Raw genomic sequence first — 25869 nt, forward strand, 5'->3', positions numbered from 1 at the left:
GGATCGGCGGCCATCTTGATTAGTGGCGGAAGTGGCGCATGCCGGTGAACACCATGGCGATGCCGGCTTCGTCAGCAGCAGCGATCACTTCGGCATCGCGCATCGAACCACCTGGCTGGATCACGGCGCTGATACCCGCCTTGGCAGCGTTGTCGATGCCATCACGGAACGGGAAGAAGGCATCCGAGGCCATCACGGCACCCTGAACCTGCAGGCCAGCGTGCTCAGCCTTGATCGCGGCGATGCGGGCCGAGTTGACGCGGCTCATCTGGCCGGCGCCGACACCGATGGTCTGGCGCTGCTTGGCGTAGACGATGGCGTTGGACTTGACGAACTTGGCCACTTTCCAGGCGAATACCAAGTCGTGGATTTCCTGCTCGGTCGGCGCGCGCTGGGTGACGATCTTCAGGTCATCGGCACCGATCATGCCGATGTCGCGGCTCTGCACCAGCAGCCCGCCATTGACGCGCTTGAAGTCCCACCCGGCGGCACGCTCGGCTGGCCACTCGCCGCACTCCAAAAGACGCACGTTCTGCTTGGCGGCGACCACGTCGCGGGCAGCCTGGGACACTTTCGGGGCGATGATCACCTCGACGAACTGACGCTCGACGATCGCCTTTGCGGTTTCGCCATCGAGCTCGCGGTTGAAGGCGATGATGCCGCCGAAGGCCGATTCGGTGTCGGTGGCATAGGCCAGGTCGTAGGCCTTGCGAATACCGCCTTCCTCTTCCGGTACCACCGCCACGCCGCACGGGTTGGCGTGCTTGACGATCACGCAGGCTGGCTTGACGAAGCTCTTGACGCATTCGAGCGCTGCGTCGGTGTCGGCCACGTTATTGAACGACAGCTCTTTGCCTTGCAGCTGCACGGCGGTGGAGATGCTGGCTTCGCCTTTTTTCGCTTCGACGTAGAACGCCGCGCTCTGGTGCGGGTTCTCGCCGTAGCGCATCTCCTGAGCCTTGACGAACTGGCTGTTGAAGGTACGTGGGAATTCGCTGCGCTCGGCGGTCGACAGGGTGTCTTGGCCTTGATCGATGGTGCCCATGTAGTTGGCGATCATGCCGTCGTAGGCGGCGGTGTGTTCGAACGCCTTGAGCATCAGGTCGAAGCGCTGGGCGTAGGTCAGGCCGCCGGCCTTGAGGCCGGCGAGCACGCTGGCGTAGTCGCCGGCGTTGACCACGATGGCGACATCCTTGTGGTTCTTGGCCGCCGAACGAACCATGGTCGGACCGCCGATGTCGATGTTCTCGATGGCGGTCGGCAGGTCGCAACCTGGCTTGGAAATGGTGGCTTCGAACGGGTACAGGTTCACCGCGACCAGATCGATCGGCTTGATCCCGTGTTCGTTCATGATGGCGTCGTCGGTGCCGCGACGACCGAGGATGCCGCCGTGGATTTTCGGGTGCAGGGTCTTGACCCGGCCGTCCATCATTTCGGCGAAGTCTGTGTAGTCGGCCACTTCCACCGCGTCGACGCCGTTGTCCTTGAGCAGCTTGTAGGTGCCGCCGGTGGACAGGATCTCGACACCGAGCTGTTGCAGCTCACGGGCGAATTCGAGGATACCGGTCTTGTCGGAGACGCTGATCAGGGCGCGGCGGACTGGCAGGCGGGTAGTCTGGTCGGTCATTTCGGATTCCAATAACGCGGTGGAGTCAGCAAAAAAGGCGTCTCTTCGCAGAGGCCGCCTTTTCTGATTGGGATTCTGGCTTTACAACAAGTCGTACTGCTTGAGCTTCTTGCGCAGGGTGCCACGGTTGAGACCGAGCATCTCGCTGGCCTTGGTCTGGTTGCCCTTCACGTAGTTCATCACGCTCTCGAGCAGGGGCGCCTCGACTTCGGAGAGCACCAGGTTGTACACGTCCGTGACGGTCGCGCCTTCCAGGTGTGCGAAGTAGTTGTGCAGCGCCTTCTCGACGCTGTCGCGAAGGGTCTGGCCCTCTTCGCTCGGCGTGTTGAGGTGCTGTTTGAGGTTGGCGTTGTCGCTCACGGGCGTTGTTCCACTCACTAATGTCTCGGTCATCATCGTCATGCGGCCACCCCTTGTCCGTCCTCTGTCTCAAGGCTCTGTCGACGCTCGCTGAAGTACTCGCGAACGTTGGCGCACTGCGCTTGTGTGTCTTCCAAAGCGTTGAACCGGGAGCGAAACTCCTTGCCGCCGGGTCGTGTTGCCAGATACCAGCCCACGTGCTTGCGGGCGATACGCACGCCCATCACATCGCCATAGAAGGCATGCAGCGCGGCCAGGTGCTCCAGCAGGATGCGTTCCACTTCGTCCAACTGCGGGGCTGGCAAATGCTGGCCGGTCCGCAAAAAATGCTCGATCTCGCGAAAGATCCACGGCCGCCCCTGGGCAGCCCGGCCAATCAGCAGGCCATCGACACCGGTGGCGTCCAGCACCGCCCGGGCCTTCTCCGGCGAGGTGATGTCGCCGTTGGCGAAAACCGGGATCGACACCGCCTGCTTGATGGCCGCGATGGTCTCGTATTCGGCGTCGCCGGTGTACAGGTCGGCGCGTGTACGGCCATGCACCGCCAGCGCCTGGATGCCAGCCTGTTCGGCAATCTTCGCCACGTTCAGGCCGTTCTTGTTCGCCCGGTCCCAGCCGGTGCGGATCTTCAAGGTCACCGGAACCTCCACTGCGCCGACCACGGCGTGGAGAATCTCGGCTACCAATGCTTCATCTCTCAATAAAGCAGAGCCTGCAGCTTTGTTGCAGACTTTTTTGGCCGGACAGCCCATGTTGATATCGATGATCTGGGCGCCAGCCTCGACATTGGCCCGTGCTGCCGCTGCCATCATCTGCGCGTCGCCACCGGCGATCTGTACCGAGCGCGGCTCGGGATCGCCTTCATGGATGCGGCGCAGGCTGGACTTGCGGCTGTTCCACAGGCTCATGTCGCTGCTGACCATCTCCGACACCACCATGCCAGCGCCGAGGCGCTGGCAAAGTGTACGGAAAGGCTGGTCCGTGACCCCGGCCATGGGCGCGAGGATCAGGTTGTTGCGTAGTGTGTAAGGGCCGATGCGTACCGCCGACATAGGTGTTCCCTGTTGTGGGGCCGAATCTTTGGAGTTCGAAAAAGGGATCGCATGATACCCGCTCTCGATGACCGGATAAAGATGGATTTGGATAAAATCTGAACAATTGGGGGCGCTGCAAGGGGCGAGCTTCAAGCTGCAGGAGCGAACAGACCGGCTATCGGCTCGTTCGTCCTGTGGCGTGCAGCTCGCCGCTTGTCGCTTATTCCGGCGAGCGGAAGCTCAAGCTGTAGTTCACCGCCTTCGGGCCTGGGTCGAGGATGTCGAGGGCGATGTGGATCGGTGTCTGGCTGGGCATTTCGCCGCGCCCTGCCAGCTCGCCGGACAGATACTCGCTGGGCTTGAAGCGGCGGCTGGCGATCAGCTGGCCGTTGAGATCTGCAAAGCGCAGCTCCAGCAGCGGAAAGGGTTGGGCGAACGGCGCGCGGTTGTAGATGATCGCATCGACGATCAGGGCGCCGTTGAAGTCCGGATGGCTGCGCACCACCAGGTTGCTGCTTTTGATGCGGCCGATATCGACCCGGGTGGGGACCTCGCAGCCCAGCACCGGGCACAGCTGCTGGAAGAGCGGCCGGTATTGGTCCTGACGGGCCATTTCGTCGAAGTGAAACCATACATACTGGAAGGCCAGCAGGGCTGCCGCCAGCAGGGTCAGCGTACCCCACAGCAAGCGCTTGCCCCAGTTCGGTGCAGGCTTTTCCCAACCCAGTTGCAGCGGATCGTCCACCACATCGACCAACGGCTCCTTGCGCGTCGGGCGCTCCGGCCGGGCAGCGAGGCCCGGTTCCAGGCGCTCGCCAGGCTCTGGCTGATGCAGTTCGTCATGATCGGCCGATAGATGCGAGTCGCTGTCGTCATCTCGAGCGCTCAGGCCTTTTCCGTGGACCATGTCATCGTCGTTGTCGTCGAAACGAGCCGTCGATGCGGCGTCGGTCCGGACGGGCGTGGGCGCAGGGTCGTCCAGGTCGAGGTCCAGGCGAGCGCCGAGGGTAGGTTCGGTGCGCGCGTCTGCCTGCACTTCAGGCGGCTGTTCGTCCAGCAGCAGCGGCATCGGCTCCTCGGGCGCTTCGGGCTCATGGGCATCGTCGCTAGCCGTGCCGAACGGCACGTCATGCTGCTGGTCGCTGACCGGTTCATCGCGCCGGGCCTGGAGGTTGTCGGCAAGGGCTTCGGCGCGTGGCTCGGTGCGCTCGCCGCGGCGTTCGAGACGGGCCAGCTCCTGATCCAGGTCCAGTTCATCCAGGGCTTGTGCGGTGAGGGTCCAGTCATCCTTGGCCACCGCTGGCGTTGCGCTGGGCGAAGGCTCAGGCGCGGTCGTCGGTGCGAGTGGCGCCGCGGCCGGCTGCTCGGCAGCGGGGCCGGGGGCGGCGCGGTTCTGCTCCAACAGCTGCTTGGCCGCATTGAACACCTGCAGGCAGTGACCGCAGCGCACGACGCCACGGGCCACGCTCAGTTGCTGGTGGGTGACGCGAAAGCTGGTCTGGCAATGCGGGCACTGGGTGACGAAACTGTCGGTCATGCGGCGATCCGGGAGCTGTACGAAAAAGGTAGTTTAGGCCCGCTTAGCGGCGCCGCCCACTGATGCGCACCCAGCCGTCGCGCACGACGATCGGGTCCAGCTCGAAGTCGGCAGCGTAGGCTGCGGCGACTTCCTCACCCTGTTCGGCGAGGATGCCTGACAATGCCAGCAAGCCACCAGGGCGAACCAGCCCGCGCAGCTGCGACGCCAGTGACACCAACGGCCCGGCCAGGATGTTGGCGACCAGCACGTCGGCCTGCATGGCCGGCAGCTGTTCCGGCAGGTAGAGCGCCAGCTTGTCATCGGCGATGCCGTTGCGCTGGGCGTTATCCCGCGAGGCTTCGATGGCCTGCACGTCGATGTCGGTACCGACCGCCTCGCGGGCACCGAGCAACAGCGCGGCGATGGCAAGGATGCCCGAGCCGCAGCCGAAGTCCAGAACCTGCGTGCCTTGCAGTGCCTGGCCATCCAGCCATTCCAGGCACAGCGCGGTGGTGGGGTGCGTACCGGTACCGAACGCCAGGCCCGGATCGAGCAGCAGGTTGACTGCGTCTTTCTCCGGCGCATCGTGCCAGCTCGGCACGATCCACAGGCGCTGGCCAAAGCGCATTGGCTGGAAACCGTCCATCCAGCTGCGTTCCCAGTCCTGGTCTTCGATCACCTCGGCCTGATGCTCGGGCAAGTCAGCGCCGGTCAGCAGTTGCAGATGGGCGAAGACGGCCTCGGGTTCGGCATCGGCTTCGAAAAGGGCCAGCAGATGGGTGTGCGACCACAGCGGGGTGGTATTGAGGTCGGGTTCGAAGATCGGCTGGTCTTCGGCGTCCATGAACGTGACCGAGACGGCGCCCACTTCAAGCAGGGCGTCTTCGTAGGTTTCGGCTTGTTCTGGGCTGATGGCCAGGCGTACTTGCAGCCAGGGCATGGCGGGCACCTTTGGAAAATCGACAGGGGCAGCCCTAGGCTGCGCGAAGGCTGGCAGTTTACGCGAGTGCAGGGGGTTTGTAGAGCAGGCTCGCTGCAGCTGACAGGCAATAAAAAACCCCGGAACACGTCCGGGGTCTTGGGGCATCACGCTAGCGCGATCACTCCTGGTTGGCCAGTTTGTGCTCGAGGTAGTGGATGTTCACGCCGCCTGCGCAGAAACCTTCATCACGCACCAGGTCGCGGTGCAGCGGGATGTTGGTCTTGATGCCGTCGACGACGATTTCGTCCAGCGCATTGCGCATGCGCGCCATGGCTTCGTCGCGGTCCTTGCCGTAGGTGATCAACTTGCCGATCAGCGAGTCGTAGTTCGGCGGTACCGAGTAACCGCTGTACAGGTGCGAATCGACGCGCACGCCGTTGCCGCCGGGGGCGTGGAAGTGCTTGACCTTGCCGGGGCTTGGAATGAACTTCTTCGGGTCTTCGGCGTTGATCCGGCATTCCAGCGAGTGACCACGGATGACCACGTCTTCCTGGCGGAACGACAGCTTGTTGCCAGCGGCGATGCTGAGCATCTCCTTGACGATGTCGATACCGGTGACCATCTCCGACACCGGGTGCTCGACCTGCACGCGGGTGTTCATCTCGATGAAGTAGAAACGGCCGTTCTCGTACAGGAACTCGAAGGTACCCGCACCGCGGTAGCCGATTTCGATACATGCATCGACGCAACGCTTGAAGACTTCCTGACGCGCCTTTTCGTCGATCCCTGGGGCCGGGGCCTCTTCCAGGACCTTCTGGTGACGGCGCTGCAGCGAGCAGTCACGGTCGCCCAGGTGGACGGCGTTGCCCTGGCCGTCGGACAGTACCTGGACTTCGACGTGGCGTGGGTTGGTCAGGAACTTCTCCAGGTACACCATCGGGTTGCCGAAGGCTGCACCGGCTTCGGTGCGGGTGAGCTTGGCCGAGGCGATCAGGTCCTCTTCCTTGTGCACCACGCGCATGCCGCGTCCACCGCCGCCGCCAGCGGCCTTGATGATCACCGGGTAGCCGACGTCACGGGCGATCGCCAGGGCGACCTCTTCGTCTTCGGGCAGCGGGCCATCGGAGCCTGGCACGGTCGGTACGCCGGACTTGATCATCGCGTCCTTGGCCGACACCTTGTCGCCCATCAGGCGGATGGTGTCGGCTTTCGGGCCGATGAAGGCGAAACCGGATTTTTCTACCTGCTCGGCGAAATCGGCGTTTTCCGCGAGGAAGCCGTAACCCGGGTGGATTGCCGTGGCGCCGGTGACTTCGGCGGCAGCGATGATCGCCGGGATCTTCAGGTAGGAATCCTTGGACGCTGCGGGGCCGATGCACACCGACTCGTCTGCCAGGCCCAGGTGCATCAGTTCCCGGTCAGCTGTGGAGTGCACGGCGACGGTCTTGATGCCCAGCTCTTTGCAGGCACGCAGGATCCGCAGGGCAATTTCCCCGCGGTTGGCGATCAGGACTTTTTCGAGCTTCCCAGACATCGTTGGCTCTCCGCGATTCAAACGATGGTGAACAGCGGCTGGTCGAACTCAACCGGCTGGCCGTCTTCCACCAGGATGGCGTCGATGACACCGCCAAACTCGGCTTCGATGTGGTTCATCATCTTCATGGCTTCGACGATGCACAGGGTGTCGCCTTTCTTCACGCTCTGGCCGACTTCAGCGAAGTTCGGCGAGGTCGGCGACGGCTTGCGGTAGAAGGTGCCGACCATGGGCGAGCGCACCACGTTGCCTTTCAGGGCCGGGGCAGCCGCTTCGGCAGCAGGTGCAGCAGCAGCCACTGGCGCTGGAGCGGCAGCAGGTGCGGCGGCCATTGGCGCCGGTGCGTAGAACTGCTGGGCAGCTGGGGTCTTGCTGTGACGGCTGATGCGGACCGACTCTTCGCCTTCCTTGATCTCCAGCTCGTCGATGCCAGACTCTTCCAGCAGCTCGATCAGTTTCTTGACTTTACGGATATCCATTAATCATCAACTCCCAAAGGTTCGGTCAGGGGGCGAAATTTAAAAACGTAACTGAACGTTTCTCTCGAACCCCGGCTCGCGTGAGCCAGGGTTTTCTTTATCAGGGCTGTGCGTTGGCAGCCAATTGTTCCAGAGCGGACTCCAGGGCCAGGCGATAACCGCTGGCGCCCAGGCCGCAGATCACTCCCACGGCTACGTCGGAAAAGTAGGAGTGATGACGGAACGGTTCGCGTTTGTGCACGTTGGACAGGTGCACTTCGATGAATGGGATGCTCACCGCAAGCAATGCGTCACGTAATGCGACGCTTGTGTGGGTGAAAGCCGCCGGATTGATCAGGATGAAGTCGACACCCTCGTTGCGTGCGGCGTGAATACGCTCGATCAACTCGTACTCAGCATTGCTCTGCAGGTACTGCAGATGGTGGCCTGCGGCGCGGGCGCGTTGCTCCAGGTCCTGGTTGATCTGGGCCAGGGTCACGGCGCCGTAGTGGCCCGGTTCGCGAGTCCCGAGCAAGTTCAGGTTGGGGCCGTGAAGCACCAGTAGGGTTGCCATCTGCGGATTCCTTGGATTTGTAGGGCAATTCGACACAGCGCGGCGAGTGTGCCGCAAAGCGGCGACAAGGTCCAGTTCCCGGCAATAGCCAGCACGTTGGCCGAGGTTTACGCGAAAGATGTGACCGAATTCTTTGTTCCGGTCACTCATCCGCCGAAATTTCCCCGGCGCTGGGGAGTTATAGCTGCAGTTGGCTGCGTACGCGCGTGAGAATCTGCGCGAAATCGGCGGCGTTTATCTCGCCAACCACCCGATCGGCGGTCATTTCGCTGCCATTGGCCGCGAAGAACAGCAACGCAGGCGGGCCGAACAGGCGATAGCGATCGAGCAAGGCCCGTTGCGCTGCATTGCTCTGGGTGACATCCAGGCGCAACAGCTTGAACCCGCTCAGCTGGGCATGCACGGCAGGTGCGCCGAGCACTTCACGCTCGATCACTTTGCAGCTGATGCACCAATCGGCGTACCAATCCAGCACCACCGGCTGGCCGGCAGCCTTGGCCTGGTCCAGCGCAGCCTGCAGCGCTGGCGCAGTCGTGATGGTCTGCCACGCATCCGCAGCCGCCGGCTGGCCCTGCCTGGCCTCGGCCAGCACGGGCGCAGGCAGCGGTCGCAGTGGATCGCCATTGCCGACCAAGGCGCCGTACCAGCAGGCCAGTGCGTAAACCAGCAGGGCCAGTCCCAGCAATTGTGCCAGGCGCTGCCGGGGCGTTTTCACGACAAATTCCAGCGCGCCGAGAAACAGCGCCACGCCGGCAGCCAGCAAGCCGACCAGCAGCAGCGTGGCCGGCCCTGGCAGAATGCGGCTGAGCAGGCCGATGGCCAGGCCGAGCAACAATACGCCGATAGCGTTTTTCACGGTGTCGAGCCACGGTCCGCTCTTGGGCAGCCAAGCGGCGCCACCGCTGGCGATCAACAGCAGCGGTGCGCCCATGCCCAGACCCAGGGCGAACAGCTTGAGGGCGCCGCCCAGGGCGTCACCGCTGGCACTGATGTACAGCAGTGCACCGGCCAGCGGGGCTGAAACGCAGGGTGAAACCAGCAGGCTGGAAAGCACACCGAGCACTGCGGCGCCGAGCAGCGAACCGCCTTTGGTGCGGCTCGCCACGCTGTCCAGGCGACTGCTCAAAGTTTGCGGCAGCTTGAGTTCGAACAGGCCGAACATGGCCAGGGCAAACGCCACGAAAAACAGCGCAAACGGCACCAGCACCCAGGCCGACTGCAGGCGCGCCTGTAGATTGAGGCCGGCGCCGAACAGTCCCATCAAGGCCCCGAGCACCGCGAAGCTGGCGGCCATCGGCAGCACGTAGGCCAATGACAAAGCGAGGCCCCGCAGCCCCCCGACCTGGCCGCGCAACACCACGCCCGAAAGAATCGGCAGCATGGGCAGCACGCACGGTGTGAAGGTCAGGCCGACACCTGCCAGGAAGAACAGCAGCAGCGACTTCCAGCGCCAGCCCTGGTCAGCGCCAGCGACGGGGGCCGAGCCAGCGGCAGCGTCACTGGCATCGATGTTCAGGCGTTGGGTCTGCGGCGGGTAGCACAAGCCTTTGTCGGCGCAGCCCTGATACCCCACCAGCAGGGTGAAGGCGCGGGCATCGGTGCGCGGGATGTCGATATCGAGCACACCGTGGTACACCTCGACGTCGCCGAAGAACTCGTCGTGCTTGGCCTCACCCTGGGGGATCGATGGCTTGCCCAAGGTCTGCTCGGCAGGTTCGCTGCTGAAGTTGAAGCGATGGCGGTACAGGTAATAGCCGTCGGTGGCGACGAAGCGTACCGTGATGGTTTGCGCATCGGCCTTGACCAGGCTCAGCTTGAACGCCTCCTGCACGGGCAGGAAATCGGCGTTGTTGGCCAGCGAAGCGGCGCCCAGGGTGGGGCTGGGGCGATTGTCGAGCAGGCCGCTGGCAAACACGGGGCTGGCCAGCAGCAGGAACAGCAGGAAAAACAGGCGGCGCATGGCGGACTCGCGAGGTAGAACGTGCCGGCATGATAACGAAGTTGACCGGCGTTGAAAGGGGCGCAGCCCCACGGGCGACACATGGCCGCTGATAGCGTCGCCATCGCTGGCCGTGTTCAGACCCTGAAGGCACCTACCGCCTTGCTCAGTGCTCCGCCAAGGCTCAGCAGCTGTTCACCTTGCGCGCGACCCTCACCGATGCGCTGCAGGTTGTCGGCCCCGAGTTCGTGAATGCGCTCGCTGTGGTCGCGGATTTCGCTCACCGCACCGCTTTGCTGGGCGGTGACCTCGGCGATGCGCACCGCGGTATCGGCAATGGTGCGAATCGCACCGACGATTTCGTCCAGCGCGCCATCGGCGGCCTGGGCCTGATTGGCCGTGGCCTCGGCGTGCTGCAGTTGCGCGCGCATGCCGGCCACCGACTGCCGCGCGGCCTGTTGCAACCGATCGATCAGCGCCTGGATCTCGCCGGTTGCGCCGGTGGTGCGCTGGGCCAGCGAGCGCACTTCGTCGGCCACCACGGCAAAGCCACGGCCCAGCTCACCAGCCCGCGCCGCCTCGATGGCGGCATTCAAGGCCAGCAGGTTGGTTTGTTCGGCGATCGCGCGAATCACAGTCAGCACCCCGCCGATGGTCGCCGATTCTTCGGCCAGTTGCTCGATTGCCCGGGCGTTGCCTTGCACTTCATCGACCAGCGCGCGCAGGCCAGAAAGGCTGTGGCCAATGACCGCCTGACCCTGCTCGACGGCGCGCCCGGCATCTCGACTGGCATCCGCCGCCGCACTGGCATCGCCCGCCACTTGCACGATGGTCGCCTCAAGCTCGCCCAAGGCATCCCGAATCTGCCCGGTATCGCCTGCCTGGCGCTCAGCGCCCTGGTGCAGCGCGGTACTCATGTCGGCCAAGGCATGGCTGCTGCTGGCCACCTGCTGGGCGTTGTCGCGCAGCGCGCCGACCAGCTGCACCAGGTAGTCACGCAGGCGGTTGAGCGAGGCCTGGATGTCATGCAACTCCCGGTAGCCCTTGCCCAACGCCACAGGCGCGGCGAAATCGCCCTGGGCCCAGCGTGACAGCGCCGGTGCCAGCTGGGTCAAGGTGCGTGCCAGGCGTCGCTGCAGGGTGTCGATGAGCAGGGCGATCAGCAGGATCAGGCCGATCATTGCGCCCTGCAGCAGACGCACTTCGCCGGCGATTTGCGCATGCTCGGCGCGTACCTGAGGCTCGAGGGCGGCAATGGCATCCTGCACCGCTTCCAGCTTCTGGCGCGCGCTGGTAGCCAGGGCCGCGCGTTGCTCGATCTGCTCGCGGGTGCGCTGCAGCTCGGCGGGGTAGCGGCTCAGCAGGCTTTGCAGCTCACGCTTGAGGCTCACGGCGACATCTTCCTGTGTCGCCTCGCCTTGCGCCTGCAAGCCCATGAGTGCGGCGAAGTCGTCGGCGCCGGATTCGCTGGTTCGGGTCACGCCCAGCAGCGGCAAGTTGTCGATACGCAGCGCCTCGGCCTGCATGGCCTGAAGCTCACGCTCGACCTGCTCGGCAAGTTCTGCGCGGCCACTGCTGACCAGTTTGTCGCGGCTGAGCGACAGCCTGGCCAGATGCACGCTGGCGTCGAGCACTGGCAGCAGGTAACGGCTGGCATCGGCGCTGGCGCTGTTGCGGGCGTAGACGGCCAGTTGCTCCAGGTTCGCCCCCAGCTCGCGTTCAGCCTGCAGTAACAAGGCCTGGGGGTCACCGGCCAGCTTGCCGGCGGCCAGCAGTTGGTTGCCGGTGAACGCTTGCAGCGCCGCAAGGCTGGGTCGCAACTGTTCAGCCAGCGGCGCCGGCCACTGCTCGATGGCTTGCAACAGCGCGCTGTTGGCGTCGACGGCGGCGGCATGGCGCAGGGCATCGCCGCCGTTCAGGTACGCCTGAATGTTGCCTGCCGCCTGGCGCTGAAACTGCTGCGACAAGGTCAGGTAGCGCTCCATCATCTGATAGGGCCGCTCCAGGGCGCGTTGCGACCACCACAGGGTCAGGCCCAAGGCGACACAGACGGTTACCAGTAACAGGGTATTGAGATTGGTCAGCCACTTCAGGCGCATAGCCGCTGATTTCCTGCGGGGCGGTGGAGGTAGGTGGCTGAAGCTATTGCGCTTGTGTGACTGGATGATGACGAGCGCTGGCTTGGTAGTAATTCGCCACGAATTTCCAGCGCCCTACCCACTGGTCGCTTATGCGTATGGCGGTGTCTGCTTTATAGTGCTGCGACGCGGGCTTGCCGTGGCACCCTGGCGCAGGCCTGTGGTCCAAGCCCCTGAACCGTCGTGACTGATTAAGGACAACGCCATGCTGGACTGGAAAAACCGCGAGGCCAAAGCCGAGCCCCGCGAACGTGTGGATGGCCGCGGCGCCGCAGCCCGCAGCTATTTTGGCGGCCTCTGGAGCCGTGCCCTGCTGACCGTGGTCGGGTTGTACCTGCTGGTCTGCATCGGCCTGGGCTGGTACTGGAGTCAGGAGCCGGATCTGTTCCCGGTCCAGCAGAATGCCAAGGCCGCGGCTGAACGCAACGGCCAGCAGATGGTAGTGGGTTACACCACCATCGAAACCCTCAAGAGCGTTGCCGATACCCTGCTCAGCAAGCCCGGCGGCTACATTTCCAATGACCGCTTCCCGCCTGGGCTGTGGATGGACAACATGCCGAGCTGGGAATATGGCGTGCTGGTCCAGGTGCGTGACCTGTCGCGGGCGTTGCGCAAGGACTTCGCGCGGTCGCAATCGCAGTCCACCGAAGACGCCGACCTGGCCAAGGCCGAGCCGCGCTTCAACTTCGACAACAAGAGCTGGATCCTGCCATCGAGCGAATCTGAGTTCGAGGAGGGCATCAAGTCGCTGAGCCGCTATCAGGCGCGCCTGGCGTCGGGCGACAAGGGTGCGATCTTCTACACCCGCGCCGACAACCTCAACAACTGGTTGGGCGACGTCGCCACCCGTCTGGGTTCGCTGTCCCAGCGCCTGTCGGCGAGCGTGGGTCGGGTCAAGCTCAACACCACCTTGAAGACCGAGTCGGTGGTCGCCGGTCAGGCGCCGCAGGTGGATGAAGAGGTGGTCGAGACTCCATGGCTGCAGATCGACAACGTCTTCTACGAAGCCCGTGGCCAGGCCTGGGCCCTGTCGCACCTGCTGCGCGCCATTGAAGTCGACTTCGCCGACGTGCTGGCGAAGAAGAACGCCACCGTCAGCGTGCGCCAGATCATTCGTGAGTTGGAAGCGTCGCAAGAGCCACTGTGGAGCCCGATGGTGCTCAACGGCAGCGGCTTCGGCATGTGGGCCAACCACTCGCTGGTCATGGCCAACTACATCTCCCGTGCCAACGCGGCAGTCATCGACCTGCGCCAGCTGCTGTCGCAAGGCTGAAAATGACCATCAGTGCCAAGGAGGCGGCTCATCGGGCCGCCTCTGATCGCGAGCAGGTCGCCTGGGTCGATGAGCGCGACCAGCTCCTGGGCGCACGGCCCAGGGCCGAATTGCGCAGCCGTGGCCTGATCGGCCGCTGCACTTTCATCTTGCTGTTCAACGCTGCCGGTGAACTCTGCGTGCATCGGCGGGCGCTGAGCAAGGCGCTGTATCCAGGGTTCTGGGATGTGGCCGCCGGCGGCATGGTGGCTGCGCACGAATCCTATGCCGAGTCGGCCGCGCGCGAGTTGGCCGAGGAGCTGGGCATCGTGGATGCCGAGTTGCGCTTTCACGAGCGGTTCTACTTCGATCAACCGGACAATCGGGTGTGGTGCGCGGTGTATTCTGCGGTATCCGATGCGCCGCTGCGCTTGCAGCCTGAAGAGGTGATCGAGGCGCGCTTTCTCAGCGTCGAACAGGTACTTGCCGCCAGCCGGCTCCAGCCGTATTGCCCGGACTCGCTGGCAGCGCTCGAGCGCTATCAGCGGCTGGTCGCAAAACCGTGAGAAAATGCCGCATTCCGGTACTTAGCAACGCCTGGATTTATCGTTACACTGCGCGCCCTTTTCGGGCTGCCGTGACACACCTGCGGCAGTAGCGCCGCCCCTGCCAGAGTGGGGCTTCGCGGTCGGTGCCTGTGCAAGGCGGTCGACCAGTTTTTGTCCTCAGCACCGAGGAACAAAAGTGGCCAAGAAAGCTTCTTCCTTCGCCGCCCTTGGCGGTCTCGTTTACTCCACCGATGCCGGCCGGCACTGTCCCGACTGCGCACAGCCGGTGGATGCCTGCACCTGCAAACAGTCGGTCATCGCCGAAGGCGACGGCATTGCTCGCGTACGCCGTGAAAGCAAAGGCCGTGGCGGCAAGACCGTCACCACCGTCAGCGGCGTGCCGTTGCCTCTCGATCAGCTCAAGGAGTTGGCCTCGACGCTCAAGCGGCGCTGCGGCACCGGCGGCGCCTTGAAAGACGGCGTCATCGAGATCCAGGGCGACCATGTCGAGCTGTTGATTGGTGAATTGACCAAGCAGGGCTTCAAGGCGAAAAAGTCCGGCGGCTGATGGCCACGGGCGTTTTCCCCAATCGCTTTCTAAACTCGTCGCCGTGAGCAGGGTCCTAACCCAAAGCACGGACGAATCGTCATTTTTGCCTTTTACACTGCGCCCGCAACGATGTGCAGCAGTGTCTCGACTTATCTATAGGGGACTTGAATGTCCGTACGACGCACACGCAAAGACGATGGCAGCCAATGGACCGTGGCCGACAGCCGCAGCGTTTATGGTATCCGCCATTGGGGTGCAGGCTATTTCGCCATCAATGAAGCCGGGCGCGTCGAAGTGCGCCCCAACGGCCCGGGCAGCGCTCCGATCGACCTCTACGAGCAGGTCGACGAGCTGCGCCAGAGCGGCTTGTCGCTGCCACTGCTGGTACGCTTCCCCGACATCCTGCAAGACCGCGTGCGCCAGCTGACCGGCGCCTTCGATGCCAACATCGCGCGCCTGGACTACCAGAGCCAGTACACCGCGTTGTACCCGATCAAGGTCAACCAGCAGGAAGCGGTGGTGGAGAACATCATCGCCACGCAGAACGTCTCGATCGGCCTGGAAGCAGGCTCCAAGCCCGAACTGCTGGCGGTACTGGCCCTGGCGCCCAAGGGCGGCACCATCGTCTGCAACGGTTACAAGGACCGCGAGTTCATCCGCCTGGCCCTGATGGGCCAGAAGCTCGGCCACAATGTCTTCATCGTCATCGAGAAAGAGTCGGAAGTGGCCTTGGTCATCGACGAAGCCGCCGAACTCAAGGTCAAGCCGCAGATCGGCTTGCGCGTGCGGCTGTCGTCACTGGCATCGAGCAAGTGGGCCGATACCGGTGGCGAGAAGTCCAAGTTCGGTCTGTCGGCGGCGCAGCTGATTTCCGTGGTGCAACGCTTCCGCGATGCCGGGCTGGATCAAGGCATCCGCTTGCTGCACTTCCACATGGGCTCGCAGATCGCCAACCTGGCCGACTACCAGCATGGTTTCAAGGAGGCGATTCGCTATTACGGCGAGCTGCGTGCGCTGGGCCTGCCGGTCGATCATATCGACGTGGGCGGTGGCCTGGGTGTGGACTACGACGGCACGCACTCGCGCAATGCCAGCTCGATCAACTACGACATGGACGACTACGCCGGCGTCGTGGTGGGTATGCTCAAGGAGTTCTGCGACGCGCAGGGCTTGCCGCATCCGCATATCTTCTCCGAAAGCGGCCGTTCCCTGACCGCGCACCACGCCATGCTGGTGATCCAGGTCACTGATGTCGAGAAGCACAACGACGATGTGCCGACCATCGAGAACAAGGAGGCCTTGCCGGAAACCGTGCAGTGGCTGGTCGACCTGCTTGGTCCGACCGACATCGAGATGGTCACCGAAACCTACTGGCGCGCCACGCACTACTTGGGCGACGTGGCCGCGCAGTATGCCGATGGCAAGATCAGCCTGGCGGAAAAGGCCCTGGCCGAGCAGTGTTACTTTGCCGTGTGCCGGCGCCTGCACAACTCGCTCAAGGCGCGTCAGCGCTCGCACCGCCAGGTGCTGGATGAGCTCAACGACAAGCTGGCCGACAAGTACATCTGCAACTTCTCGGTGTTCCAGAGCCTGCCGGACACCTGGGCCATCGGCCAGGTGCTGCCGATCATCCCGCTGCACCGCCTGGACGAAGAACCGATGCGACGCGCGGTGCTGCAGGACCTGACCTGCGACTCCGACGGCAAGATCAACCAGTACGTCGATGAGCAGAGCATCGAAACCAGCATGCCGGTGCATTCGGTCAACGAAGGCGAGGACTACCTGCTGGGCGTGTTCCTGGTCGGCGCTTACCAGGAAATTCTGGGCGACATGCACAACCTGTTCGGTGATACCGACTCGGTGAACATCTACCAGAACGCTGATGGCAGCGTGTACCACGCCGGTATCGAAACCCACGACACCATCGAAGACATGCTGCGCTATGTGCACCTGTCGCCCGAGGAGCTGATGACCCACTACCGCGACAAGGTGGCCAGCGCCAACATCAGTACCCGTGAGCGCACGCAGTTCCTCGATGCCTTGCGCCTGGGCCTGACCCGCTCTTCCTACCTGTCGTCCTGATCGCCACAGGCGCCTACCGTTGGCAACGGTGGGCGCTTCGCGCGGATGCTGTCAGGCCGATTGCTCGTCCAGGTGCAGGTACAAGTTGTCGATCAAGCGGGTAGTGCCTAGGTAAGCGGCGACCAGAATCACCAGGTCGCGGTCACCGAAGGTGGCCGGGCGCAGGTTCAGGGCGTGGCGGATTTCCAGATAATCCGGGCGCAATCCGGCTGCCGCCAGCTCGGCCTTGCCTTGGTCGGTCAAGGCGGTGAAATCCACCTGGCCGCGAGCCAGGGCCTGACCTAGCTGTTTCAGCGTGCGGTACACCACGGGCGCGGTGGCGCGTTGCTCGGGGGTGAGGTAGCCATTGCGTGAAGACAGGGCCAGGCCGTCGTCGGCGCGCACGGTCGGCTCGCCGATGATCTGGATCGGCAGGTTGAGGTCCCGCACCATGGCGCGGATCACCGCCAACTGCTGGTAGTCCTTCTCGCCGAACACAGCCAGATCGGGCTGAACCATGTTGAACAGCTTGCTCACCACCGTGGCCACACCTTCGAAATGCCCTGGGCGGCTCGCGCCACACAGGCCATCGGAGAGGCTGGGGACGCTGACGCGGGTCTGCACGGCCATGCCATCGGGGTACATCTCTTCGACGGTGGGGGCGAACAGCAGGTGGCAGCCGGCCTCGAGCAGGCGTTGCTGGTCGGCGGCAAGGGTGCGCGGGTATTTGTCGAGGTCTTCGTTGGCGCCAAACTGCAGCGGGTTGACGAAGATGCTGGCTACCACGAAATCGGCGCGCTGGGCAGCCTTGGTCACCAGCGCGGCATGGCCGCTGTGCAGGTTGCCCATGGTCGGCACGAAGCCGATGCGCTTGCCTTCCCCGCGCGCGCGGGCAACGGCGGCACGCAACTCGCGAACGGTCTTGACTGTGTTCATGCGCTGAATCCGTGCTCGGTGGCCGGGAAGGTGACCGCCTTGACCGCCGCGACGTAGGCGACCAGGGCGCTATGGATGTCGGGCTGACCGTCCATGAAGTTCTTGACGAATTTCGGCACCCGACCGCTCAGCGATAGCCCGAGCATGTCGTGCAGTACCAACACTTGGCCATCTGTGGCACTGCCGGCGCCAATGCCGATGACCGGAATGCTCACCGCCTGGCTGATTTCCGCGGCCAGCTCGCTGGGCACGCATTCGAGCAGCAGCATGGCCGCCCCGGCCTGTTCCAGGGCAATGGCGTCGGCGCGCATTTGCCGGGCCTGGGCTTCCTGGCGACCTTGCACCTTGTAACCGCCCAGCACGTTGACCGTCTGCGGGGTCAGCCCCATGTGCGCGCACACCGGGACGCCACGTTCGGCCAGCAGGCGGATGGTCTCGGCCAACCAGGCCGCACCTTCGAGCTTGATCATGTGAGCACCGGCCTGCATCAGCGTGGCGCAGTTGCTGAACGCCTGCTCCGGGGTGGCGTGAGCCATGAATGGCAGGTCGGCGAGGATCAGCGCGCCCTGGTTGCCGCGTTTGACGCAGGCGGTGTGGTAAGCCATGTCGGCGGTGCTCACGGGCAGGGTACTGTCATGGCCTTGCAGGACCATGCCCAGGGAGTCGCCCACCAGCAGCACTTCGACGCCGGCCTGGCTGCAGGCCTTGGCGAAGGTAGCGTCGTAGCAGGTCAGCATGGTGATCTTTTCACCCTTGGCCTTGAGGCCATGCAGGGTGGTCAGGGTTACTTCAGGCATGTAGAGAATCCTCGTTCAGGCGCTGTGAAAAACGACTGCAACCAACGCGTGTAGTCATCTTCCGGAGCGGCACATCATCGCGCGTGATGTTCGGGCACAGGTCCGTCCGGGCCTAAATACGGGTATGTGGCGGCGTGCGGCCACACGGGACGCCTATAGTCGTGAGCGAGGTGGGGGAAGTCAATCACCCTGTTACCGCATTGTTACTAACAGGGTGTTACTGGCGTTACCTGGCGCGGTTGTAACGTCTGCAAGCCGTGGCTTACAGGCGCTCCAGGCCGATGAACGGGCACGCCTGCAGAAGCTGCGCGAGGGGGCGGCCGTCGGCCAGGCGGAAATCGGCGGGCACCAGCTCAGCCAAGGGGTAGAGCACGAACGGGCGCGCGTGCATATGGTAGTGCGGCACTTGCAGGCGCGGCATGTCGATGACCTGGTCACCGAACAGCAGGATATCCAGGTCAAGGGTGCGCGGGCCCCAACGCTCCGTGCGCACGCGGCCATGCTCGTTCTCGACGGCCTGCAAGGCGTCGAGCAGTTCCAGTGGGCTCAATGAGGTGTCGAGCGCCGCCACGGCATTGGTGTAACGCGGCTGACCCGGCAGTAGCGAGTCACTGGTGTACAGGGCCGAGGCGCCGGCCAGGCGCGTGCCGGGCACCTGGTCCAGCGCCTGCAGGGCGCTGCGCAGCTGCTCGGCAGGTGCGTCCAGGTTGCTGCCCAGGCCAATGTAGGCGCAAGTGGTCACTCGTAGGCCTCGTCACCACCGCTGCGCTTGCGTTTGCTGCCGCTGCGCTTGCGTTTGCGCGGGCCGGCACTGCTGCCTTCGTCACGGCTGCCGAGTTCGCGAATCATCTCGCGACGCTCGCTGTCGTTGGCTTCCTGGTAGTCGGTCCACCATTGGCCGAGGTCGTCGGTTTCTTCACCGGCGCTCTCGCGCAGCAGGAGGAAATCGTAACCAGCACGGAAGCGCGGGTTGTCGAGCAGCACGTCGGCACGCTTGCCGCTGCGACGCGGCAGGCGCTCCTGCATGTCCCAGATCTCGCGGATCGGCAGGGTGAAGCGCTTGGGAATGGCGATGCGCGCGCATTGCTCGGCGATCAGGTCGTGCGCGGCGCCGTTCATGGCCGGGATCGGTGGCACGCCCTGGTTCTGCAAGTGCAGCACGCGGCTCGGCAAGGCCGGCCAGAGCAACGCGGCGAACAGGAAGGCAGGGGTCACCGGCTTGCCCTGTTTGACGCGCAGGTCGGTGTTGCTCAGCGCCTGGCTGATCAGGGTGTGGGTGTAGGTCGGGCGATCGATGAGCGCCTGGGCGCTGGCCGGGAACAATGGCTCGAACAGTTCGAGATCGACCAGCATTTCGAAGGCCATGGCACCTTGGCCGGAGAGGAACAGCTTGAGGCTCTCCTCGAACAGGCGCGCCGGCGGAATCTCGCGCAGCAGCGGAGCCAGCTGGCGAATCGGCTGGAACGTGTGCTTCTCGATACCGAAGTCGAGCTTGGCGGCGAAACGCACGGCCCGCAGCATGCGCACCGGGTCTTCCTGGTAGCGGTGCGTGGGGTCGCCGATCAGGCGCAGCAGGCGGTTGCGCACATCGTGCACGCCGTTGGCGTAATCGAGGATGCGTTCGCTGACTGGGTCGTAATACAGCGCATTGATGGTGAAGTCGCGGCGCTGCGCGTCCTCTTCCAAGGTGCCGTAGACGTTGTCGCGCAGGATACGACCACTGGCGTTGTGCGACGAACGGTGGCTATCGCCTTGGTCGTCTTCGCTGTGGTGGGCGCGGAAAGTGGCGACTTCGATGATTTCGCGACCGAAATGCACGTGGACCAGCTTGAAACGCCGGCCGATGATCCGGGCATTGCGAAACTCTGCGCGCACCTGTTCGGGCGTGGCGCTGGTGGCGACGTCGAAGTCCTTGGGCGTGATGCCCAGCATCAGGTCGCGGACACAGCCGCCGACCAGGTATGCCTGGTAGCCCGCACTCTGCAAGCGCTCGACGATGTTCACCGCATGGCGGCTGAACTGCTGGCGCTGCAGCGAGTGTTGGCTCTTGTTGATCACCTCAGGCGTGGTGCGCCGGTGGTGCTGGCCCGGTACGGGAGGGCGGAACGACTGGAACAGCTTCTTCAGCATGGGATGCACTGTTTGAAGGAATGTTCGGCCAACAATAGGAGAATGGCCGCATGATGGGCGGGGATTCTAGCATTTACTCGGGGAATGGTGTAGGCGGTCGCAGGTGGCCCTGCTGAAGGGTAGAAACGACAAGGGGAGCCTAAGCTCCCCAAGAAGTCGTTGCGTGCTCTTATTGTTTTTTTGCTGGGCTTCTTGTTTTTGTTGAGTGCCCTGCCCACAAATCTCGAAGCTTGTGGACGACCCCCAATCCAGGGGTAAAGAGCAAACGGATTGCTTTGGCCGCTGATGTCACGTTGATCCTTAGATCCAACCAGTACAGGTGCTGCTTTTAAGTGCAGTTTTTGTTGTTCTCTGCCTGATCGTGGGGCAAGCCCCAAACACGCATCCTCTCCAAAAGAATCAGTTAGCTGCGCCTCCGCCGTCTTGTTTTTATTGTGCGTGAGCCGTTTCGTCTTGTTCTTATTCTGAGTTGCTGTGCTTGTTATTGTTCTTGTACCAAAGATATAGCAGGTGCCGTGCCAACTTTGGCAAAGCCTTATAAATCAGGGGTTTGAGCGATTGGGTAGCGTGCTGCACAGTCTGAAATGTAGAAATTTCGTTACCGTACGCCTCGGGGATTGTTACGCCGGAAAGCTTGGGTAACAGATTTGTGCAGGGGGGAAGGTGTTACCGGAGGTACAAGGGGTGGCGTCACACGCTGCGCGAGGGCATTGAGCTGCCCCCGCTGTGCAGCGCGATCAGTTGTCGCTGGTGGCGTTGCTCTTGCGCCGTGGAATGCCCAGGCGCTGGCGGCGCTCCCACAGGCACTTGCGGCTGACCCCGAGCTTGCGCGCCAGCTCGGTTTCGGTCATGTGGTCCTGGTGTTCGAGCACGAAATGCTGGAAGTAATCTTCCAGTGACAAATCCTCGGTCGGCTCATGGCTGGCACTGCTGCCGCTGCTGGCCGCAACCAGGGCGCTGTCGAGGATGTCGTCTTCTTCCAGGTCGCTCAGCTCGATGTCGATGCCCAGCAACTCTGCGGAGATTTCCGCGCTCTCGCTGAGGATGACTGCGCGCTCCACAGCGTTTTCCAGTTCGCGCACGTTACCCGGCCAGCTGTAGTGACGGATCGCTTGCTCGGCCTCTGCCGAGAAATGCAGGTCGTCGCGGCCGATGCGGGCACTTTGGCGGGCGAGGAACGCATGGGCAATCTCGTTCACGTCGCTGCCGCGTTCGCGCAAGGCTGGCAATTTCAGGGCGATCACGTGCAGGCGGTAGTAAAGGTCTTCGCGGAACTGCCCGGCCTTGGCCAGGTTCTTCAGGTCGCGGTGGGTCGCGGCGATCAGGCGGACATCGACCTTCTGCGACTGCACCGAACCCACCCGGCGGATCTCGCCTTCCTGCAGCACCCGTAGCAGGCGCGCCTGGGCTTCAAGGGGCAGCTCGCCGATTTCGTCGAGGAACAGCGTGCCACCGTCGGCGGCTTCCACCAAGCCGGCACGGCCAGCGCTGGCACCGGTGAAGGCGCCTTTTTCATGGCCGAACAGCTCCGATTCGATCAGCGTTTCCGGGATGGCCGCACAGTTCACCGAGATCATTGGCGCCTTGGCGCGCCGCGACAAGTTGTGCAGGGCGCGGGCCACCAGCTCCTTGCCGGTGCCGGATTCGCCCTGGATCAACACATTGGAGTCGGTGGGCGCAACTTTGCGGATCTTGCTGAACATGTCGAGCATCGGCGGGCATGAGCCGATGATGCCAATGTCGCCATTGGCCGCATTGCTGGCCTTGTCGGCCGCGGCCGCCTTGGCACCGGCGCGCGGCTCGGCGACAGCTGGCGCTGCCGGTGCGGTAGGCGCGGTGCTCGGCCGGTCGCGCAGGATTCGCGCTACCGCCTGGAGCATCTCATCGTGGTCGAAAGGTTTGGCGATGTAGTCCACCGCGCCCATTTTCATCGAGTCCACCGCCGAGCGCAGACTGGCATAGCTGGTCATGATCAGCACTGGCGTGCCTTGCCCGAGCTTGATCAGCTCGGTGCCCGGCGCACCGGGCAGGCGCAGATCGCTGACGATCAGGTCGAAGGTGGCAATGCTGAAGCGTTCCTGGGCTTCCTGCACCGAGCCGGCTTCGCTGACCTGGTACTGGTTCCGCTCGAGCAGACGACGCAGCGCCGAGCGGATGATGGTTTCGTCTTCGACGATCAGAATATGCGGCATTGATTCAATTCTCTCGACGGTCTCGAATTTCAGGGGACGTCGCTACGACATGCCGGGGCAGGGTCACGCGGATCCGGGTGCCACGTTGCCGTTGGATGTCGGCCGGGCTGTCGATGGTGATTTGCCCATAATGCTCTTCCACGATGGAATAGACCAGAGCGAGCCCCAGTCCGGTTCCTTCGCCTGGGTCCTTGGTGGTGAAGAACGGTTCGAACAGGCGGTCCATGATGTTTTTCGGAATGCCACTGCCTTCGTCCTCGACGATCAGATCGACGGTGTGCTCGTTGGCTTCGCTGCGCACCCGCACGGCGCTGCCTGGAGGCGAGGCATCACGGGCGTTGGAGAGCAGGTTGATCAACACCTGGGCCAGACGCTGCGGGTCGCCTTCGGCCCAGTGCTCGGGTTCGCACAGGTTGAAGAACTGCACTTCGAAATTGCGCCGGTTCAAGGCCAGCAGACCGATGGCATCCTGGGCTACTTCGGCCAGGCACACCGGCTCTTCGCTGTTCTGGTGGCTGCCGCCGGCATGGGCGAAACTCATCAGCGATTGCACGATGCGCGACACACGCTTGGTTTGCTCGAGAATCTGGCTGGACAGCTCGATCAACTCGCCATCGCCTTCGCGCTCTTCGCGCAGGTTCTGCGCAAGGCAGGCGATGCCGGTGATCGGGTTGCCGATTTCGTGAGCCACCCCGGCGGCCAGGCGGCCGATGCTGGCCAGGCGTTCGGAGTGCACCAGCTTGTCTTCCAGGGCCTGGGTTTCGGTCAGGTCCTCGACCAGCAGCACCAGGCCACTGTTGCCCGGCGCCAAGGGCTCGTCGATCGCCGCCTTGTGCAGGTTCAGCCAGCGCGGCTGGCCGTCCAGCGCCAGGCGCTGCTTGTGCAAGTGCTCGTCAGGCACGTTGATGAAACCCTGCAACAGGCCGCGCCATGGCTCACCGATGGTGACCAGGCGCGAGCCGACCACATGCTTGGCGGCGATCCCGGTCAGCTCCTCCATGGCTTTGTTCCACATCAGGATCTCCTGATCCTTGGCCAGCGAGCACACGCCCATGGGCAATTCCTGCAGGGTCTGGCGGTGGTAGCGGCGCAGCGCGTCCAGCTCGGCGGCAAGGCCGGTAAGGCGCGAATGGTAGTCTTCCAGGCGGCTCTCGATGAAATGAATGTCCTCGGTGACGTAGTTTTCGTTACCGGATTTGTAGGGCAGGAAGGTCTCGACCATGTCCTGCGCCACGCTCGGGCCCATCAGGCCGGAGAGGTTGGCCTCGATGCGGTCGCGCAGGCGACGCAAGGCATAGGGACGGCGCTCGTCGAACGGCAGGTAAAGGTCGCGCAGCGCTTGCTCGACTTCCTTCTGCGCCGCTTTGGCGCCCAGTGGCTTGGCCAACTGGGTGGCGAATTCCTGGGGCGAGGCGGCATACAGCTCGCGGCGCTGCGGCCGACGCACGTTGTCCACAGCGCAGGCCTCGGCGGCGCTGACCTCTTCGGTACTGGCATTGGTGAACAGTGAAATCAGCGTGAACAGCAACACGTTGGCGGCCAGCGAGGCGATCGCTGCCATGTGCCAGCTGGTGTCGTCCAGCACATAGATCATGTCCAGCAGCGGGATATAGAAGCCCTGCAGGTTGCCCAGCAGCGGCAGCAGCATGGTCACCATCCACACCAGGGTGCCGGCGAGCAGGCCGGCGATGAAACCGCGGCGGTTGGCGGTCGGCCAGTACAGCACAGACAGCACCCCAGGCAAAAACTGCAGCGTGGCGACGAAGGCGACGATGCCCAGGTTGGCCAGGCTCTGGTGGTTGCTCTGGGTCAGGTAGAACATGAACCCTGCGGTGATGATCGCGACGATCAACGCGCGCCGCGTCCATTTCAGCCAGCGGTAGATGTTGCCTTCAGCGGGCGGCTGGTACAGCGGCAGCACCAGGTGATTGAGCGCCATGCCCGACAACGCCAGGGTGGTGACGATGATCAGCCCGCTGGCTGCCGACAGCCCGCCGACGTACGCCAGCAGCGCCAGTGCCTGGTTGTTGGCGGCGATGCCCAGGCCCAGGGTGAAGTATTCAGGGTTGGTGCTGGCGCCCAGGCGCAGCCCGGCCCAGAGCACCAGCGGCACGGCCAGGCTCATCAGCAGCAGGAACAACGGCAGGCCCCAGCTGGCGCTGACCAGGGCGCGCGGGTTGAGGTTTTCGGTGAAAGCCATGTGGTACATGTGCGGCATGACGATCGCCGAGGCGAAGAATACCAGCAGCAGGGTGCGCCACGGCCCCTCTTGCAGCGGGGTATGCAGCGCCGCAAGTGCCGTCTGGTTCTGCAACAGCCACACTTCCAGCTCGTGTGGGCCACCGAACACGCCGTACAGCGCATACAGGCCGATACCGCCCAGCGCCAGCAGCTTGATCACCGACTCGAAGGCGATGGCGAACACCAGCCCTTCGTGCTTCTCACGGGTGGCGATGTGCCGCGAGCCAAAGAAGATGGTGAACAGGATGATCAAGGTGCAAAAGGCGAATGCCACCCGTGCCTTGACCGGCTCACCCGTCAGGATACTGATGGAGTCGGCCACCGCCTGGATCTGCAGGGCCAACAGCGGCAACACGCCGATCAGCATGAAAATGGTCGTCAGCGCCCCGGCCCAGGTGCTGCGAAAGCGAAACGCGAGCAGGTCGGCCAGCGACGACAGCTGATAGGTACGGGTGATCTTGAGGATCGGGTAAAGCAGCACCGGGGCCAGCAGAAACGCCCCGGAAACCCCCAGGTAACAGGCCAGAAAGCCGTAGCCGTACTGATAGGCCAGGCCCACCGAGCCATAGAACGCCCAGGCGCTGGCATATACCCCCAGCGACAGGGTGTAGGTCAGCGGATGGCGGATGATCGAACGCGGGATCAACCCGCGCTCACTGATCCAGGCTACGCCGAACAGCACCATCAGGTAGCCGGCGCTGATCAGGATCATCTGGGTGAGGCTAAAGCTCATCGGCATCTCGTTGGCTCTGCAGGATGAAGGTCACGACGATCAGGATCAGCCAGAGCAGGTACGGGCGGTACCAGGCACCGGTTGGTTCGATCCACCAGTCCATGATGGCCGGGGAGAACAGGTAGATCCCCACGACCAGAAGCAGGACCAAACGATAGATGTACATGCTGGCCTCGATGGTTGGGCGCTGTGGGCTTGGAGTTATTATTGGCGCAAATGGCGGGGCGGATGCTAGCGGGAATCGGTGTTGTTGGCCAAGACTTTGAATTCAGGGGTTTTTGTTGGTGCGCAGACCCGGCTGTCAGCAGGGCAGTGAGGGTTGCG

20 protein-coding genes and 1 pseudogene are annotated in these 25869 nt (G+C 63.7%); 4 read left to right on the plus strand and 17 right to left on the minus strand.

What is annotated here, in order from left to right; translation table 11 throughout:
* Nucleotides 1-19: 19 nt before the first annotated feature.
* The 10 genes and pseudogenes from purH to ACLEJW_RS17360 all read right to left on the minus strand — a co-directional run.
* Nucleotides 20-1627: a bifunctional phosphoribosylaminoimidazolecarboxamide formyltransferase/IMP cyclohydrolase gene (gene purH, locus ACLEJW_RS17315; protein ID WP_440777947.1), complete on the minus strand. Its 1608-nt coding sequence runs from the start codon at nucleotides 1625-1627 to the stop codon at nucleotides 20-22.
* A gap of 81 nt (nucleotides 1628-1708) precedes the next feature.
* Nucleotides 1709-2029 carry a DNA-binding transcriptional regulator Fis gene (fis, locus tag ACLEJW_RS17320; protein ID WP_008093076.1) on the minus strand — a complete coding sequence of 107 codons (321 nt, stop codon included), beginning with the start codon at nucleotides 2027-2029 and terminating at the stop codon, nucleotides 1709-1711.
* The gene (dusB, locus tag ACLEJW_RS17325) at nucleotides 2026-3039 is read right to left on the minus strand and encodes a tRNA dihydrouridine synthase DusB (RefSeq protein WP_145190166.1); all 1014 of its coding nucleotides are present in this window, start codon (nucleotides 3037-3039) and stop codon (nucleotides 2026-2028) included. The genes fis and dusB overlap by 4 nt, the downstream gene beginning before the upstream one ends.
* 202 nt (nucleotides 3040-3241) lie before the next feature.
* A complete protein-coding gene (locus ACLEJW_RS17330; protein WP_440777948.1) occupies nucleotides 3242-4558 on the minus strand; it encodes a DUF3426 domain-containing protein in 1317 nt (438 codons plus the stop codon).
* A 43-nt stretch (nucleotides 4559-4601) separates the two neighbouring features.
* Entirely contained in the window at nucleotides 4602-5480 is an 879-nt protein-coding gene (prmA, locus tag ACLEJW_RS17335) for a 50S ribosomal protein L11 methyltransferase (RefSeq protein WP_313295821.1), read from the minus strand.
* A gap of 160 nt (nucleotides 5481-5640) precedes the next feature.
* Complete coding sequence (accC, locus tag ACLEJW_RS17340; RefSeq protein ID WP_145190174.1) at nucleotides 5641-6996, minus strand: acetyl-CoA carboxylase biotin carboxylase subunit; 1356 nt, start codon at nucleotides 6994-6996, stop codon at nucleotides 5641-5643.
* Between the two features lie 17 nt (nucleotides 6997-7013).
* A complete protein-coding gene (gene accB, locus ACLEJW_RS17345) occupies nucleotides 7014-7475 on the minus strand; it encodes an acetyl-CoA carboxylase biotin carboxyl carrier protein (RefSeq protein WP_313295823.1) in 462 nt (153 codons plus the stop codon).
* A 100-nt stretch (nucleotides 7476-7575) separates the two neighbouring features.
* Nucleotides 7576-8028: a type II 3-dehydroquinate dehydratase gene (gene aroQ / locus ACLEJW_RS17350; RefSeq protein WP_027920816.1), complete on the minus strand. Its 453-nt coding sequence runs from the start codon at nucleotides 8026-8028 to the stop codon at nucleotides 7576-7578.
* Between the two features lie 178 nt (nucleotides 8029-8206).
* On the minus strand, nucleotides 8207-9988 hold the full coding sequence (locus ACLEJW_RS17355; RefSeq protein WP_440777949.1) for a protein-disulfide reductase DsbD: 1782 nt from the start codon (nucleotides 9986-9988) through the stop codon (nucleotides 8207-8209).
* A 116-nt stretch (nucleotides 9989-10104) separates the two neighbouring features.
* Nucleotides 10105-10620: pseudogene (locus ACLEJW_RS17360) on the minus strand (methyl-accepting chemotaxis protein); the annotation flags it as partial.
* A 1690-nt stretch (nucleotides 10621-12310) separates the two neighbouring features.
* Here ACLEJW_RS17360 and ACLEJW_RS17365 point away from each other — a divergent pair.
* The 4 genes from ACLEJW_RS17365 (at nucleotide 12311) to speA (ending at nucleotide 16537) form a co-directional block, all read left to right on the plus strand.
* Nucleotides 12311-13378: a DUF2333 family protein gene (locus ACLEJW_RS17365; protein WP_145190187.1), complete on the plus strand. Its 1068-nt coding sequence runs from the start codon at nucleotides 12311-12313 to the stop codon at nucleotides 13376-13378.
* Nucleotides 13379-13380: 2 nt separating this feature from the next.
* Complete coding sequence (locus ACLEJW_RS17370) at nucleotides 13381-13923, plus strand: NUDIX hydrolase (RefSeq protein WP_313458514.1); 543 nt, start codon at nucleotides 13381-13383, stop codon at nucleotides 13921-13923.
* A gap of 178 nt (nucleotides 13924-14101) precedes the next feature.
* Nucleotides 14102-14473, plus strand: coding sequence for a translation initiation factor Sui1 (locus tag ACLEJW_RS17375; RefSeq protein WP_313301167.1), 372 nt, complete (start codon nucleotides 14102-14104; stop codon nucleotides 14471-14473).
* Between the two features lie 150 nt (nucleotides 14474-14623).
* Nucleotides 14624-16537, plus strand: a complete 1914-nt coding sequence (speA, locus tag ACLEJW_RS17380) for an arginine decarboxylase (protein ID WP_145190196.1) — start codon at nucleotides 14624-14626, stop codon at nucleotides 16535-16537.
* A 51-nt stretch (nucleotides 16538-16588) separates the two neighbouring features.
* On the opposite strand, the gene panC is transcribed toward speA, so the two are convergent.
* From panC to ACLEJW_RS17415, 7 genes are all read right to left on the minus strand, one after another.
* Nucleotides 16589-17452, minus strand: coding sequence for a pantoate--beta-alanine ligase (gene panC / locus ACLEJW_RS17385; protein WP_313301161.1), 864 nt, complete (start codon nucleotides 17450-17452; stop codon nucleotides 16589-16591).
* Entirely contained in the window at nucleotides 17449-18249 is an 801-nt protein-coding gene (panB, locus tag ACLEJW_RS17390) for a 3-methyl-2-oxobutanoate hydroxymethyltransferase (protein WP_145190202.1), read from the minus strand. Before panB ends, panC begins: the two co-directional genes overlap by 4 nt.
* A gap of 262 nt (nucleotides 18250-18511) precedes the next feature.
* Entirely contained in the window at nucleotides 18512-18991 is a 480-nt protein-coding gene (gene folK, locus ACLEJW_RS17395; RefSeq protein ID WP_440777950.1) for a 2-amino-4-hydroxy-6-hydroxymethyldihydropteridine diphosphokinase, read from the minus strand.
* Nucleotides 18988-20379 (minus strand): polynucleotide adenylyltransferase PcnB, encoded by a 1392-nt coding sequence (locus ACLEJW_RS17400; protein ID WP_313301154.1) that lies wholly within the window; start codon nucleotides 20377-20379, stop codon nucleotides 18988-18990. Before ACLEJW_RS17400 ends, folK begins: the two co-directional genes overlap by 4 nt.
* Nucleotides 20380-21116: 737 nt before the next feature.
* The gene (locus ACLEJW_RS17405; protein WP_145190214.1) at nucleotides 21117-22571 is read right to left on the minus strand and encodes a sigma-54-dependent transcriptional regulator; all 1455 of its coding nucleotides are present in this window, start codon (nucleotides 22569-22571) and stop codon (nucleotides 21117-21119) included.
* A gap of 4 nt (nucleotides 22572-22575) precedes the next feature.
* Entirely contained in the window at nucleotides 22576-25551 is a 2976-nt protein-coding gene (locus ACLEJW_RS17410; RefSeq protein ID WP_178108354.1) for a sensor histidine kinase, read from the minus strand.
* Nucleotides 25535-25711: a hypothetical protein gene (locus ACLEJW_RS17415; protein ID WP_003250005.1), complete on the minus strand. Its 177-nt coding sequence runs from the start codon at nucleotides 25709-25711 to the stop codon at nucleotides 25535-25537. The genes ACLEJW_RS17410 and ACLEJW_RS17415 overlap by 17 nt, the downstream gene beginning before the upstream one ends.
* Nucleotides 25712-25869 lie beyond the last annotated feature (158 nt).

The organism is Pseudomonas sp. SMSB3, assembly GCF_052041965.1.
Classification (GTDB): domain Bacteria; phylum Pseudomonadota; class Gammaproteobacteria; order Pseudomonadales; family Pseudomonadaceae; genus Aquipseudomonas.